16 protein-coding genes are annotated in these 14,831 nt (G+C 68.7%); 15 read left to right on the top strand and 1 reads right to left on the bottom strand.

Annotation, left to right across the window (positions count from 1 at the left end; translation table 11 throughout):
• Positions 1-121 precede the first annotated feature (121 nt).
• Positions 122-1,510, top strand: a complete 1,389-nt coding sequence (locus GA0070558_RS04910; protein ID WP_176734104.1) for an IS1380 family transposase — start codon at positions 122-124, stop codon at positions 1,508-1,510.
• Positions 1,511-1,961: 451 nt separating this feature from the next.
• Positions 1,962-3,017, top strand: a complete 1,056-nt coding sequence (locus tag GA0070558_RS32720; protein ID WP_141722165.1) for a hypothetical protein — start codon at positions 1,962-1,964, stop codon at positions 3,015-3,017.
• A gap of 659 nt (positions 3,018-3,676) precedes the next feature.
• Here the strand turns inward: GA0070558_RS32720 and GA0070558_RS04900 are convergent.
• Complete coding sequence (locus GA0070558_RS04900; RefSeq protein ID WP_256091768.1) at positions 3,677-4,480, bottom strand: GntR family transcriptional regulator; 804 nt, start codon at positions 4,478-4,480, stop codon at positions 3,677-3,679.
• Between the two features lie 270 nt (positions 4,481-4,750).
• On the opposite strand from GA0070558_RS04900, the gene GA0070558_RS04895 reads away from it, so the two are divergent.
• The 13 genes from GA0070558_RS04895 (at position 4,751) to GA0070558_RS04835 (ending at position 14,775) form a co-directional block, all read left to right on the top strand.
• Complete coding sequence (locus GA0070558_RS04895) at positions 4,751-4,996, top strand: DUF6284 family protein (protein ID WP_091276192.1); 246 nt, start codon at positions 4,751-4,753, stop codon at positions 4,994-4,996.
• Positions 4,996-5,757, top strand: coding sequence for a DUF2637 domain-containing protein (locus tag GA0070558_RS04890; RefSeq protein ID WP_091276188.1), 762 nt, complete (start codon positions 4,996-4,998; stop codon positions 5,755-5,757). Before GA0070558_RS04895 ends, GA0070558_RS04890 begins: the two co-directional genes overlap by 1 nt.
• Positions 5,758-5,846: 89 nt before the next feature.
• Positions 5,847-6,314 (top strand): DUF3307 domain-containing protein, encoded by a 468-nt coding sequence (locus GA0070558_RS04885; protein ID WP_091276184.1) that lies wholly within the window; start codon positions 5,847-5,849, stop codon positions 6,312-6,314.
• A gap of 86 nt (positions 6,315-6,400) precedes the next feature.
• Entirely contained in the window at positions 6,401-6,643 is a 243-nt protein-coding gene (locus tag GA0070558_RS04880; protein ID WP_091276181.1) for a hypothetical protein, read from the top strand.
• A gap of 134 nt (positions 6,644-6,777) precedes the next feature.
• Positions 6,778-8,922 carry a cell division protein FtsK gene (locus GA0070558_RS04875; protein WP_091276179.1) on the top strand — a complete coding sequence of 715 codons (2,145 nt, stop codon included), beginning with the start codon at positions 6,778-6,780 and terminating at the stop codon, positions 8,920-8,922.
• Positions 8,923-9,096: 174 nt separating this feature from the next.
• The gene (locus GA0070558_RS04870; RefSeq protein ID WP_256091767.1) at positions 9,097-9,330 is read left to right on the top strand and encodes a hypothetical protein; all 234 of its coding nucleotides are present in this window, start codon (positions 9,097-9,099) and stop codon (positions 9,328-9,330) included.
• A gap of 11 nt (positions 9,331-9,341) precedes the next feature.
• On the top strand, positions 9,342-9,674 hold the full coding sequence (locus tag GA0070558_RS04865; RefSeq protein WP_256091766.1) for a hypothetical protein: 333 nt from the start codon (positions 9,342-9,344) through the stop codon (positions 9,672-9,674).
• Positions 9,674-10,045 (top strand): RRQRL motif-containing zinc-binding protein, encoded by a 372-nt coding sequence (locus tag GA0070558_RS04860; protein WP_091276169.1) that lies wholly within the window; start codon positions 9,674-9,676, stop codon positions 10,043-10,045. Before GA0070558_RS04865 ends, GA0070558_RS04860 begins: the two co-directional genes overlap by 1 nt.
• Positions 10,042-11,217, top strand: a complete 1,176-nt coding sequence (locus GA0070558_RS04855; protein WP_091276166.1) for a bifunctional DNA primase/polymerase — start codon at positions 10,042-10,044, stop codon at positions 11,215-11,217. Before GA0070558_RS04860 ends, GA0070558_RS04855 begins: the two co-directional genes overlap by 4 nt.
• On the top strand, positions 11,214-11,972 hold the full coding sequence (locus GA0070558_RS04850; RefSeq protein WP_141722164.1) for a DUF6884 domain-containing protein: 759 nt from the start codon (positions 11,214-11,216) through the stop codon (positions 11,970-11,972). The genes GA0070558_RS04855 and GA0070558_RS04850 overlap by 4 nt, the downstream gene beginning before the upstream one ends.
• Positions 11,969-13,081, top strand: a complete 1,113-nt coding sequence (locus tag GA0070558_RS04845) for an AAA family ATPase (protein ID WP_176734103.1) — start codon at positions 11,969-11,971, stop codon at positions 13,079-13,081. The genes GA0070558_RS04850 and GA0070558_RS04845 overlap by 4 nt, the downstream gene beginning before the upstream one ends.
• 246 nt (positions 13,082-13,327) lie before the next feature.
• Positions 13,328-13,585: a helix-turn-helix domain-containing protein gene (locus tag GA0070558_RS04840; RefSeq protein WP_091276160.1), complete on the top strand. Its 258-nt coding sequence runs from the start codon at positions 13,328-13,330 to the stop codon at positions 13,583-13,585.
• A 2-nt stretch (positions 13,586-13,587) separates the two neighbouring features.
• Entirely contained in the window at positions 13,588-14,775 is a 1,188-nt protein-coding gene (locus GA0070558_RS04835) for a tyrosine-type recombinase/integrase (RefSeq protein ID WP_091276158.1), read from the top strand.
• Positions 14,776-14,831 lie beyond the last annotated feature (56 nt).

The raw sequence follows: 14,831 nt of genomic DNA, 5'->3' as shown, positions 1-14,831 counted from the left end.
AGCCTCGATCCACCGATGAAGGTCGGTTCGAGGGGACCCCGGATATAGAAAGCGCCCTCTGAACTGGAAGGATAGGAGTTCTTCAGGCTTCTATCGCTCGGTTCGAGAGGGCACCTCGCAGGTGAGATTACGCTATGACGCGCCGGTGACGGCGGTGACGTTCGACGACGCGAATCTGGTGTCGTGCGCCGGCCTGGTGCCGGTGATGCGCCTGGCCGAGCAGGCCGGTCTGCACGACGCGGTCGCCGGCCGGGTGCGCCTGCCGACGGACAAGGGCGCGAATCCGGCCGGCAAGGTCGCCACGATCGTGGCCGGGATGATCGCGGGCGCGGACAGCATCGATGACCTCGACGTGGCCCGGCACGGCGGCATGCGCTCACTGTTCACCAGCGTGTACGCACCCTCGACGCTCGGGTCGTTCCTGCGCACGTTCACCCACGGGCATGTGCGGCAGTTGCAGGCCGCCGCCCGCGACACCCTGATCGGCCTCGCCGCCCGGACACCGCTACTGGCCGGCGCGGACACGCTGTGCTTCGTGGACATCGACTCGATGCTGCGGCGGGTCTACGGCAAACAGAAGCAGGGCATCGGGTTCGGTCACGCCAAGGTCGGCGGCTACAACGTCTACCTACGCGGCTACAACCCCCTCATCGCGACACTGTCCACCCCGCTGACGGCGCCGGTCGTCGCCGCCACGAGGCTGCGCTCGGGTGACACCGGCTCCAGCAAGGGCGCTGCCAGCATGATCGCCGAGACCATCACCACCGCCCGCGCCTGCGGCGCGACCGGCGAGATCGTCGTACGAGCCGACTCGGCGTTCTACGCCAAGGCCGTCATCAGCACCTGCCGACGCCACCAGGTGCGGTTCTCGGTCACCACCCGCATCGACACCAAGATCCGCACGGCCTGCGACAGCATCGACGATGACCAGTGGACCGGCATCCGGTATCCGCAGGCCATCTGGGACGAGCAGGAACAACGGTGGATCTCCGACGCGCAGATCGCCGAAACCGAATACACCGCGTTCGCCGGCACCCGCCACGCGGCGACCGCCCGGCTGATCGTGCGCCGCATCCGCCGCGACGACCCCACTCAAGCCCCGGGCCAGCAAAAACTCCTGCCGGCCTACCGATATCACGCGGTGTTCACCGACAACCCGTTCACCCTCGTGCAGGCCGAAGCCCAGCACCGCCAGCACGCGGTCATCGAACAGATCAACGCCGACCTGATCGCCGGCCCGCTCGCGCACCTGCCGTCCGGCCGGTTCAACGCCAACGCCGCCTGGCTGACCTGCGCCGGCATCGCCCACAACCTCACCCGGGCCGCCGGTCACCTCGCCGCCGGCGCCTGGACGACCGCCCGGACCACCACGATCCGGACCCGGATCATCACCGTCGCCGCCCGCCTCGCGCACCGGGCCCGCACCACCCACCTGCACCTACCCGAGCACTGGCCCTGGCAAGCCGGATTCGAGAACCTGTTCACCGCCGTTCGCGCCGCACCCGGCTGACCACCGCATACCGGCCGGAACCAGGCGGCCCGACCACAGGCCACGAACCCCGCCCCACCCCCGCACAACCCTGCCCGGAGCAAGCCGATCACGTAATCGGCGATTCCGTCGTACCCCCAAAAACACCCGATATCAGAGCTATTCAACCGCGATCATCACGAACCGCGTCGGTGGATCGAGGCTTAGCGCATTTGATCATGACTTGGTCATCTGGGATCCCCGCTCAAGTTTCTCAAGCTACTGGAGTCCCTCGTATGGCGGGCGGTACCAGGGCCTGCCCTCAGTTCCTGAGAACAGGTCAGTTAGCCTAGTTGGGGATGTCACACGCCGCCGCAACGAATTCGTAGAGTTTATCAACTCGGGGCGAACGTTAGTAGTTATCGTCCGGCCGCCTCAGAAATGCTGGGTAGATACCGGCAAGCGCACATACTCGGGCACCGGCCGGAACAGGGTGACCACGAATCATCTAACCGACTTTGACCTCCTCCGCGCAATACCAATTCCAAAAGAATCGAAAATAGTTGGCGCAGCCGGAAGAAGAATCTCCATTTCGGGCGACGGCCCAATTGTCGCCCTGCTGAGAAAATACAAGAAGTTTCTCACCTATCAAGCCTTCATCGAGAACCCGCCCGGCAGATCCATCGCTAACGTCACAGGTACGGAGCGAGTCGTTGGATCAATTCAACGCTCGAACGGCGGAGGGCATCTCATTCTACTTCCAGCACCTAACTTCGCGGTCGAATTCGATGAGGGCGATGGACCCGAGGAAGAAGAAGACCGGTGGCTCGACGAAGCGCTGGATTTCCAGAAAGACCTCATTGAGGCAATTGCAAGCCTCAGCGGGGCTCGCTCAGATGCCAGACCAGCATGGGCCGCCCGATTCGATACTAAGGACTCGCGACGTGCCCGAGACGCGGTGATTAAGCAGGAAAAGGCCATAACCGCAGCCCGGAACAAGCTTACCAAGCTTCAGCAGGAGCAGGAAGTCGTCGAGGCTCGTCAGCAACTTTATCTTGGCACGGGAAGGTCTCTTGAACTCGAAGTTCGGTCGGTCTTGGAGCTTCTAGGCGGGTCCGTAACCGAGCCCGAGCCGGGTCGGGATGACTGGCAGGTGTCCTTTCCAGAAGGGACTGCAGTCGTCGAAGTAAAAGGAGTCTCCAAGAGTGCCGCGGAGAAGCACGCCGCACAGCTTGAAAAATGGGTTTCCGGAGCATTCGAGGAAAGCGGAGTGAAGCCTAAAGGAATCCTGATTGTAAATACCTGGCGCGAACTTCCACTCGACGAGCGTACGGGAGCCGATTTTCCTGACCAGATGCTACCTTACTGCATCGGGCGTGAGCACTGCCTCGTGACGGGCCTGCAACTATTCGTGATCAGATCGGAAGTCGAACGAGACCCCAACCAGGCGGCGCACTGGCGAAAGACCCTGCTTCAAACATCCGGCAAGATCGATGGCTGCGATGATTGGCGAGCCGTAGTCGAGCAAGCAGAGGCCACAGACAACTGACACTCCGGCTTCCCGAGGCAGCGAGGGATGCTCCTCTGAGCGCGGGGACAGCTAGCCACACCTTGTCCCCGTGGTTTTCGCAGCTCAACCACTATTGGGGGACAGCGGGGACAGCGGGGACACGGGGGGTGGTCCGGCGTGTAACCGGACTGCCTCATCGATGCGCAGAGCAGCTTCCTTGGCGGACAATGCATCCGTATTGATATCAACGTCTGCGCAAATCGGCGGGGTGGCATCCCAGACAGCGAGCCGCTCCGCCGTGTCACCGGTTTGTCGCGCCTCGATCCTTTCTGCTGCAATGCTCCGCGACGACCGTATGTAGACGACGATCCAAGAGCCGGAGGGAAACGCGCCTAACACGGCGTCGATTCCGTCGGGTTGCCCTAGATGCAGTACGGGAATACTCCGCGAAAGATCATTGGATAACGCTGGATAGTCAACTACGTACGTTGATCCATAGCGCTCGTTTTCCCACAGGATGTCGCCATTCGCCCGCAGGCGTTCAACGTCCACAGCCGTTGCCATCCGGTATCCGTCCGTGCGACCACGTCCCACCTTGATTCGGCGGAAGGGCGCGTAGTCGCTCCTCAGCTTGACCAATTCTCGCGTAACGGTGTCCTTCCCTGCGGCTGGCGGGCCGTAGAGGATTACGCCCGGAGTCATGGCTGCTCTCCGCCGAGGACGGCCTTAAGTAGCGCTGCGGCTTGACTCTGGAGCGGTTCGCCTGATGTGCAGTTGTTGACGACTACGTGAGGGGCCGGGGGGCGGAAGTCAAGATTTATGCTGGCGACGTAACCCGGCCAGTCGGCAAGCTTTGCTCCGTCTCTCGCTGCACCCCGCTGCCTGATATAGCCATTCATCGAGTCGGCATCGCAGTAAACCCACACCAACGTAGTGGCAGCTTTGAGGCCGGTAAGCATGGCTCGGGTGCGGGTGATCCAAGTTGCGTCGCTGAACTCACGAATGAACGGGGCGGTCACGATGGCACTATTCCCGCACCCAACATTCTCTAGCGCGGCAGCCATTAGGGATTCGTACTCCCTAGGTCGGATCAGGGTCAGATACCTCTCGGATTCACGGTCATGCGGCGATAGCCCGAGGATTTCCAACGCGGCCTCGACAACTGGTCGCGTCAGAGTGTCCTTATCGAGCATCGGCCAGCCGGTCTCCTTAGCGAGAATTCTGCCCAGCTCTGTCTTGCCGCTCCCAGCATAACCGCCAACAAAGATTACCTGCGGCTGCGGCAGCCGTATCTCATTACGGCGGCCTTGGTCCGGCGCGTGCACTACACGCTTGGATCTAGACTTGCTAACCACTAAGCCTTCATCGGCCAGGACTCGCATTGCCTCGGTAATGGTGAAGACGCTTACATCCCATTGTTTAGCCAACTCTCGGGTAGACGGCAGCGTTTCACCGTCTCGGAGCACTCCGGCCGCGATGTCGTTTCGCAGCTTGCGCGCCACTTGCAGATGCAGCGCTTCCGACCTGGTCAGCCGGGGTTCAGGGGACGTCATGTCTCGGGACCTCGCATCTCACGGCGGCCGGGGAACCCGAACAGCCTACCAGCGGCCTACCAGATGGTAGGTCGCCTGCGGGCGTTTTGCCTGGTCACAGCCAACCTCAGACCTAACAGTTGACTCGCCGCCATATCAGTTGTTAGGTTGCGTAGGTCACAGCCCAGCAGGGGCGGATCGGCCTCCTTTGGCCGCACCGAGCAGCGGAGGAATCCATCGATGCACACGAAACGCCTTCCGTCCGAACTCCAAGGTCCTACTGCCGCCGACCTTGCCGCGATCGAGCGCGAGATGCCGCTGATCGACGCAGAGATCGACCTCGTTGACGCCGAGATCCGAGTGTTGACCGCTGAGGGCGGTCCGTCGCCGCTGGACTGGCGGCGGCTGCGCCGGGCCGAGGCCCGCGTGACCCGTGTCGCCGCCGAGCTGGCCGCGCGTCCCGCCGCTCGGAAGGCGGTCGCGTGATGGCTCAGGACCTCAAGCGCCTCAAGCGCATCGGGTGGGGTGTCCGTTCGGTATTCGCCCTCGGCATCGCGGCGTCGCTGGCGGGCAACGTGCTTCACGCCGCCGACAACGTGATCAGTCAGGCCATTTCCGCGTGGTCGCCGGTGGCGCTGCTGCTGGCGGTCGAACTGATCTCCCGGATTCCGGCCCGGCGTGGCGGCCTGTCCGCCGTGCGGCTCGGCGCTACCGCCGTCATCGCGGGTATCGCAGCGTGGGTGTCGTACTGGCACATGGTGGGCGTGGCCGTTCGGTACGGCGAGGCCGATTCATCGGCCTACCTGCTGCCGTTCAGCGTAGACGGCCTGATCGTGGTCGCGTCGATCAGCCTGGTCGAGATCGGCGGCCGGATTCGCGCACTCACCGAGACCACGATCGAGGCCGAAGCGGTCAGCGAGCCGGCCCCGGCCCCCGTCGACCTGGTCGAGTCAAAGCCGGTCTACACCAATGAGGACATCTGGGGGCCGGAGCTGCCCGCCGCCGAGCCTGCCCCGGTTCTGGCGGTCAAGAAGACGCCTGCGAAGCGCGTCACGCCGCGCCCGGTGTCGGCCGAGAAGGTCGCCAAGGCCGCCGCCAAGATGCCCGACGCGCCGGTCTCGGAGATCGCCGCCAAGGCCGGTGTCTCGGTATCGACCGCACGGCGTCACCTCGCCGCCCTGCGCGTCACCGATGCGTCACCATCTGCCCCGGTACCTGCTGAAACGCCCGCCCTCGCCGCTGCCTGACTTCGCCCGGTGACGCGGCCACCAGCCGCCAAGCAAGCGCCGCGTCACCGGCCCTCCCATCAGTCACCAGACCTCAGGAGAGAACACCCATGTTCGCAGACCCGACCGGCACCCGCGCCGCCACGTTCGCTGCCGTGTTCGTCGCCCTCTACGTCGCCCACCAGGTCGCCGACCACTGGGTGCAGACCCAGCATCAGGCCGACTGCAAGGGTCAGCCTGGATGGTCCGGGCGTATCGCCTGCGCCGCCCACGTCACCACCTACACGGCTACTGCCGGCCTGGCGCTGCTGTTCCTGATCGCCGGCACCGGCCTACGCCTCGACCCGGCCGGCGTCGCCGTCGGCCTGGCCGTGTCGGCGGTCACGCACTACATCGCCGACCGGCGCACCCCGCTCAAGCGCATCGCCTCCGCCCTCGGCTCCGCCCGCTTCTACGCCCTCGGCATCCCCCGCCCCGGCCACGACGACAACCCCTCCCTCGGCACCGGCGCATACGCCCTGGACCAGTCCTGGCACTACGCCTGGCTGTTCGTCGCCGCCCTGTTCTGCGCGGTCTGACCGCCCCCGTGGCCGCCGGGCCCCATCACCCGGCGGCACGCGGAGGCAGCCAGACCCCCTGGCCGCGACATCCACAGGAGGAACCCGTGGCGATCACCACCTGCCGTAAGTGCGGCACCAGCAACTGGAAGTCCGTCACCGTCGCCGACGACGGCACCGAGGCCATCTGCCAGGACGGGCACTGGAACTTCGAGCGCAGCGACCGCAGCGGCGGCGGCACCGTGCGCACCGGGTCGGTGCGGGTCACCGGGCAGTCCGCGATCGGCTCTGGCGCGGTCGCCATCGGCAGCGTCAGCGGCAAGAAGGACAAGAAGAAGGGCCGCCACTGACGCCCACCCCCGTGCCGCCGCTGCGGCGTAACCGACAAGTAGCCCCACCCGGCGGCGCGGCCCACGGCCTCGACAACCCGGCCGCGCCGCCGGCCCTCCCCGAATCGACAACCGACCACGGAGGAAACACCATCATGACGTCTCCCCACGATGACGACCGGTTCGACTGGCAGGCCGCCGAAGCCGACGTGACCGCCGGCCCTGACGCCGAGGTCGTCGACCTGGACGCCAAGCGCGCCCGCCGGGCCGCCGAGTCGGGCACGCACTTCGAGGTCAACCTCGACGAGATGCCGCAGCGTGGCGGGATGCCGGTCGAGCCGCCGCCGGTCGACGCCTCGGGCAAGCGGCCGATCGTGCCGGCCAACTGGTCGACGTGGCCGAACATCCGGCACAGCCTCGGGCAGGCCGCTGCCCTGACCGGCTACCGTGCCGGCTTTCACGCGGTTCGCGCGCCTCAGTACGTCACCCTCGCTACGTTCTGGGCCGGTGTCGGCACGTTCCGGCTGATCGGTCGGCAGCTCAAGTGGTGGTGGGTGTCGGAGCAGTACGGGCTGCGGCAGGCCGCCGCCGACGCCAACGACCCCGCGATGTGGCTCAAGCTGCACCGGGAGGTCAAGGCCACCCGCATGTGGCGCGGCATCGTGCTCGCCGCCGAGGCCGTCGCGGTGTGCGTCGGCGGCCCGGTGCTCTACGCCGTCGCCCCGGTGTGGGCACTGGTGCTGACCGCTTGCCTGCTGGTCGCGTTCCTGGCGCACATCGGCCGCCCGGAGGACCGGCGCATCATCACCCCGGCCACCGTCTCGGGTCGCTTCCGCCGGGTGAACCCGGACATCATCCTGCGCGCGTACTACGCCGCTGGTCTCGGGCACCCGGACAAGGCGCACCAGCAGATCGGGTTCGGCTCGACCATGGCCCGTGACGCCTCGGGCACCGGCTCGCAGGTGTCGATCGATCTGCCGTACGGCAAGACGTTCGACGACGCGGTCAAGGCGCGCGGCGCGATCGCCTCGGGTCTGGACGTCGCGGTGTCGCAGGTGTTCATCACCCGCGACCCGTCGTCGCACCGGCGGCACACGCTGTGGGTAGCCGACCGCGACCCGCTCGCCCAGGGCGCGGGCCGGACGCCGCTGCTGCGCTGCAAGCCCACTGACATCTGGCAGCCGGCCCCGTTCGGGCTGGACGAGCGCGGCAACAAGGTGAGCGTCGACCTGATGTGGAACAGCATCCTGATCGGTGCGCAGCCTCGGCAGGGCAAGACGTTCGCGGCCCGCTCGCTGGCCCTGTACGCCGCGCTGGACCCGTACGTGAAGCTGACGGTTCTGGACGGTGGCGGCAAGCCGGACTGGCGCAAGTTCGCGTTGGTCGCCGACCGGTACGCGTTCGGGCTGGCGATGACCCGCGACGGCGACCCCGCCGAGATCGCGCTTGAAGCGCTGCGCGAGATCAAGGCCGACGTGCAGGACCGGTACGAGCGGCTGTCCAAGCTGCCGGTCGACATCTGCCCCGAGGGCAAGCTGACCCGCGAGATCGCCCGTGACCCGAAGTACCGGATGCCGGTGCGGCTGGTCGTGCTGGACGAGTTTCAGGAGTACTTCGACCTGGGCGACGTCAGCAAGGAGATCGCGTCTCTGTTGGTCTACCTGGTCAAGGTCGCCCCGACGGCCGGTGTCGGGTTCGTCGATGCCACCCAGCGGCCCAGCGGGGTCGGCGGCGGGCAGGTCGCCACGCAGTTCATCAGCTTCCGCGACAACCACCAGGTCCGGTTTTCCCTGCGCACCGGGTCGTGGAACGTCTCCGACCTGGTCCTTGGGGCCGGGGCGAACTCCGAGGGCTACGACTCGTCGACGCTGCTGCCCAGCTACAAGGGCGTCGGCATCCTGCGCGGCGCGTCGGACGCTACCCCGACGGTTCGCACGTACCTCGCCGACGCGGACGACGCGGAGAAGATCCTGATCGCCGCGCGGAAGCTGCGCGAGGCGGCCGGCACGCTGTCCGGCATGGCGGCCGGCGAGGACGTCGCCCGCGAGATCCGCGACGTGCTCGCCGACGTTCGCAGCGTGATCGAGCGCGGCGAGACCGGCGCGCAGTGGGAAGAGATCGCGGCCCGCCTCGCCGACCGGCTTCCCGAGGCGTACGCGGACGTGACCGCCGAGTCGATCTCGGCTCAGGTCCGGTCGTTCGGTGTACGCAGCGTTGACGTCAAGCGGTCCGGCAAGGCCCTCAAGGGAGCCAAGGCCGACGACATCGACGCCGCGATCACCCGCCGCAAGGCCGCGTAGCCGGTCGCGGCCCACCCGCGACCGGTCGCGTCACCGCGACCCAACCCGCGACCGGCCTGGTCAGCGCAGACATTGACCGGTCGCGGGTTGCGCCGCCAGCCCTTCACGCCCAGAAACCGCCTCTGGAGGCTCACTGTGCCTGCCCTTGCCGCGACCGCAACCCCCAAAACCACCATGATCGGCGTGCTGATCCTCGCCGCCACGATCGCCACTCTCTGTTACGCGCTCGGCTGCTGGCTCTGGCCGTTCGGAGCCTGCCGCAAGTGTTCCGGCACCGGCACCCGCCGTAGCCCGTTCGGCCGCGCGTTCGGCCTCTGCCGCCGCTGCCACGGCGACGGACGCCGCCTGCGCATCGGCCGCCGGATCATCAACAGCCTGCGCGAGATGCACGGCAAGGGCACCCGCTGATGGCCCGGACCATGGCCCGGTTTACCCGGGCCGAGACGCCGCACACCACCTGGTGCACCCGCGATCACCGCTGCGGAGTGACCCTGCACCAGGCCCCCGACATCATCGCCGACGGGCCGCTCGGCGGCCGGGCCGTCATCACCCGCGTACGCGCCGCCGACGTCGACTACGCCGAGATCCGCATCCGCGTCCCGCTCAGCCGGACCGAGGACACCGCCCGGCGACAGCTCGGCCTCGCGCTGCACCTGTGCCGCGAACTGCTGGCCGCCGTCGCCGCGCTCCGGCCCGCCGCCCTGCGCGGCCGGGCCGCCGACCGACCGGCGCTCGACAGGAGGGCCGGCTGATGTCGCGATTCCGTGCCGCCTACTGGGATCCCGAGGGCACCCGGTACGGCATTCCTACGTTCTGGTGGGGCGGCGCGCCGGCCGGTTATGCCACCCGCAGGCAGCTCCGGACGCGCGGCTTGCGGCCGGGCGGTCAGCCGGTCGCTGCTCAGATCCTCTGGCGGGGCGTCGGCGGCACCCGGGCCGCGTACCTGTACCGGCTCGACCTCGCCCGGCCGAAGCGCACCGCCAGCCCGGCGCAGCAGCGCGCGATCTCGGCCGCGCTGCGTGCCCGCCGCATCTGCCCGGCCTGCGGCGAGCTGCGCGACTACTACATTCCGCGCTCGCTCGGCGAGTGCCTGACCTGCTACGACGCGCGGCCGGGCCGATGACGGGCGGGCATTGGATCGGCGCGAGCAAGGCTCTCGGCCGCCTCGTGCCGGCCGACCTGCCCTACCCGCACATCTGTGACCGGACCGTCGCGGCCGACGACACCGTGTCCGGTCAGCCGTTGCAGGTCGCCCGGTGGGAGAAGGCCCGCTACTGCGCTGCCTGCGCCAGCGAGAACTACCAGCGCAAACACCCGTCCGCACCCGATATCAGGAGGCCGAAACCCATGCTCGACAACGAATCCTTGGGCGACGTGGCTCTCGCCGCCGCCGCGCGTGGCTGGCACGTCTTCCCCCTGCGGCCGAACGACAAGCGGCCCGCGTTTCCCGACCACGCCGCCGACGCCTGCGCCGCCCGGGACCCGCGCTGCCGCAACGGGCACACCGGCTGGGAGGCCCGCGCGACCCTCGACCCCGACCGGATCCGGCGCGGCTGGGCGGAGATCCCGTACGGCGTCGGCATCGCCTGCGGCCCGTCCGGGCTGGTCGTCGTCGACCTGGACGTCCGCAAGCCCGACCAGGTCCCGCCGCCCGGTTGCCCGTACCCGGCCGCGTCGGGCGGGGTCGACGTGCTCGCCGCGCTGTGCGAGGCCGCTGGTCAGCCGGTGCCCGACGACACCTACGCCGTGACCACGGGCCGGGGCGGTGCGCACCTGTACTTCCGGCACCCCACCAACGGCCCGGCCCTGCGCAACACGGCCGGAGAGCGCGGCAACGGTCTCGGCTGGCTGGTCGACACCCGTGCCCACGGTGGCTACGTCGTCGCGGCCGGAAGCACCGTCGCGGGCCGCCCCTACGCGGTCGCCCGTGACCTGCCGGTCGCCGACCTTCCCGGCTGGCTCGCCGAACGCCTCGCACCCGCACCGCTGCCGCCTCAACGCCCGGTCGCTGTGGACCTGCCGTCCGGACGGTCCGGTGCCTACCTGGACGCCGCGATCAACGGGCAGCTCGACCAGCTTCGGCGCGCCGCCGAGGGCGAGCGTAACCACATGCTCTACGTCTCCGCGGTTGCCCTCGGCCAGCTCGCCGCCGGGGGAGCGCTGCCCGCCGACCAGGCTGCCGCGTTGCTGGAACAGGCCGCGCTGTCGATCGGCCTCACCCGGTTCGAAACGCTGCGTACGATCCGCTCCGGTCTCGCCGCCGGTGCCCGCCGCCCCCGGACGGTGGCCGCATGAACCGGCCCAGCGACAACCACGGTTGTCACATGCTGCCCCAGCTCGACACCGCGACCGGGCACCTCGCCGCGCACATGGCCGACCTGACTGCCGCGCGCACGCCGTCCGAGGCGCTGGCCGCGATCGCCCGCATGGAGGTCGCTGCCCGTGAGGCGCGCGAGTGGCTGGCCGTCGACCTGGTCCTCAACCAGGGCTGGTCCTACGCCGACGTGGCCCGGCCGCTCGGCATCACCCGACAGGCCGCCAGCAAGGCTTACGCCGACCCGGTAAACACCCGGATGCGTCAGACGCTGCTCAGCCGCGCCGAGACGCTGGTCATCGTCGGTTGCGGGGGAGCCAAGCTCGACCGTCCCGCACCGGCCGGGCGCATGTACACCGGCAGCTACCACCAGGCATGTCGACGGGCCGCCGACCGTCTCGGCGGTCGACTACTCATTCTGTCCGCCCGCCACGGGCTGATCACCCCGGACACCTGGATCGAGCCCTACGAGCTGCGCATGGGCCAGACCGGCGCAGTCACCGTGCCGATCCTGCGGGCACAGGCCCGCCGCCTCGGCATCGACTCGGCCGGCACCGTCACGGTGCTCGCCGGACGCGACTACGCCGACGCCGTTTCCGCGATCTGGCCGCACGCCGCGCGGCCGCTCGACACCGCGCGGGGCATCGGCCCGCAGATGGCAGCCCTCGCCGAGCTGGCGCGCGGCACGACAACCCAAGTTGCGCCGGGCATCGGCGCGGACAGGAGCGCGGCATGACTGGTCCGATCCCGGCCGAACGGCCGGACCGCCCGAAACTGCACGTCGCTGGGCCAGAGGACGCCGCCGAGGTTCTGTCGCCCACGCAGGCGCGGCCCGCCCGGATCCGCACGTCGTGGACTGCCGCCGACATCATGGCGATGGAGTTCGCCCCGCCCAAGTGGGCCGTGCCCGGTGTGCTGTCCGAGGGCGTAAACCTGCTCTGCGGCCCGCCCAAGGTCGGCAAGTCGTGGATGTCGCTCGGCCTCGGCCTCGACGTCGCCCTTGGCGGCAAGGCGTTCGGCGCGATCCCGGTCGAGCCCGGCCCGGTGCTGTACCTCGCCCTGGAAGACACCGCCCGCCGCCTGCAAAACCGGCTCGGCAAGGTCCTCGGCCAGCGCAAGGCCCCGGCCGGACTCACCCTCGCCACCGAGTGCCCGCCGCTGCCGCAGGGTGGCGACCAGGCCATCGCCGCGTGGCTCGACCGCAACCCGAACGCCCGCATGGTCATCATCGACGTGTTCGCCAAGCTGCGCGGCCACTCCGCCCCCGGCGCGTCCGCCTACGATGCCGACTACGCCGCTGTCGGCCGGGCGAAGAAGGTCGCAGACGACTACGGCGTCGCGTTCGTCCTGGTTCACCACGTGCGTAAGGCCGGATCCGACGACTTCCTCACCGAGGTCTCGGGAACCAACGGACTCGCCGGGGCCGCTGACGCCACCCTCGTACTCAAGCGGGCGCGTAACCAGGGTGACGGCGTGCTGCACGTGACCGGCCGCGACGTCGATGAGAACGAGTACGCCCTCACGTTCGACCCCGCCGCCGGTGCCTGGCAGATGCTCGACGGCCCCGCCGAGGATCACCAGGTCGGCGAGACCCGCGCGACGATCCTGCGCTTCCTGCGGGCCGCACCCGGCAGTACTCCCAAGGTCATCGCCGACGGGGTCGGACTCGCCTACGACAACGTCAAGCGCACCTGTCAGCGGATGCTCGCCGACGGGCAGCTCGCCGCCGACACCGGCGGCCGGTATCGCGTCCCCGGTGTCCCTCCTGTCCCCGGTGTCCCCCGACCCGCTCTGAGCTGTGGAAACGAGGGGGACAGCGCGGGGACAGCCGGGCTCTGGCAGTGATCTCGCCGAACATGCTGAAACAGGGATCTACCCGGGTGTTTCAGCACAGAGATACACCAAGACACCAAGGCAGCCGTGATCTTGGCTCAGCGAGCCTCTCAGCGGGCCGCTGCACGGCTCTCTGCCGACGCGGCCCGCCACGCCACGCCGATTCGCTCGCATCGCCGGAAAGGCCGTTACCGGCGCTCTCAACGCCTTGTCGCACCGCCCCGATACATCCCGCACCGCCCGGAAGGGACACGCCCGATGGCCAAGCGGACCACCCGCCACACGCCAGTACTGGAACTGCCCGCCGAGTTGCTGACCATCGAAGAAGCCGCAAGCCGCATCGGCATGAGCGTGCGCTACGTCCGCCGTGCCGTTGCTGAACGGCAGATCGCATTTCACCGGCTCGGCCGGTCGATTCGGATCGACCCCGCCGACCTGGCCGCGTTCGTCCGTGCCGGACGAGTCGAGCCGATGACCGCAGAGACCGTTTGGCGCGGATTGAGGAGTGTCGCCTGATCATGGCAAACCGAGAGGGACACCGCCGATTCGGCAACATCCGTAAGCGCGAGTCCGGCCGCTACCAGGCTCGCTACCCCGGCCCGGACGGGCGGATGCGCTCCGCTCCGCAGACGTTCGCCCGCAAGGCCGAGGCCGAGAAGTACCTGTCGCTGGTCGAGGCCCAGATGATGCGGGGTGAGTGGATCGACCCTGAGCGCGGGAAGATCCGGCTACGCGACTACGCCGAGCGGTGGATCGCCGAGCGGCCGAACCTGCGGCCCCGGACCGTGCACCTGTATCGCTGGACGCTCGGGAGGCACATCACGCCGCATCTCGGCGACATGCCGCTCAACCGGATCGACACGCCCATGGTCCGCGAGTGGCGGGCACTGCTGCTGGCCGAGGGCGTGTCGGTGACCATGGCCGCCAAGGCGTACCGGCTGCTGCGCGCGGTCCTGATGACCGCCGTCAAGGAGGACGAACTGATCAGGGTCAACCCGTGCCGCGTGGTCGGTGCCGACCAGGAGAAGCCGGCGGAGCGACCGGTTCTCACCGTCCCGCAGATCTTCGCGTTGGCCGAGCGGATGCCGGCACGCTTTCGGGCGCTGATCCTGGTCACGACGTTCGGGTGCCTGCGGTGGGGCGAGGCGGTCGCCCTGCAACGCTGCGATGTCGACCTGTCGGCCGGCGCGGTGCGGGTGCGACAGGCGTTCGTCGAGCATCGGGGAACCGGTCTGATCCTCGGCCCGCCGAAGTCGCGGGCGGGTGTGCGGACCGTTGCCCTGCCGAAGGCGGCACTGCCTGTGCTGAAACAGCACATGGGCAGCTATGTCGGCGAGGCACCCGAGGCGTTCGTGTTCACCGGTGAGAGCGGCCGGAACCTCTGGCGCGGCAACTTCAACAAGCTGGTCAAGTGGCCCGAGGCGGTCGCTGCCGTGGGTGTTCCCGGTCTGCACTTCCACGACCTGCGGCACACCGGCAACACCCTCGCGTCGCGGGCACCAGGGGCGAGCCTGCGCGACATCATGGCGCGGATGGGGCACGACAGCCCGCGTGCCGCGCTGATCTACCAGCACGCCAACCGGGAGGCCGACCAGGGCATCGCCGACGCGATCGACAAGGCGGTCAAGGCGGCCCGGCGCAAGCCGAGCAAGCGCAAGGTCAAGCGGGTTGCCGAGGGCGACGGACCGGCCGCCGAGGCGAGCTAATGGCCCGCTAATGGCCCATCCCTGTTTCAGCATGACCTAGAACCACGGAAGCCCTG

Origin of the sequence: Micromonospora haikouensis (genome assembly GCF_900091595.1) — a bacterium.
Classification (GTDB): Bacteria; Actinomycetota; Actinomycetes; order Mycobacteriales; family Micromonosporaceae; genus Micromonospora; species Micromonospora haikouensis.
The sequence above is the reverse complement of the archived record's forward strand: the minus strand, read 5'-3'. Positions and strand labels throughout refer to the sequence as shown.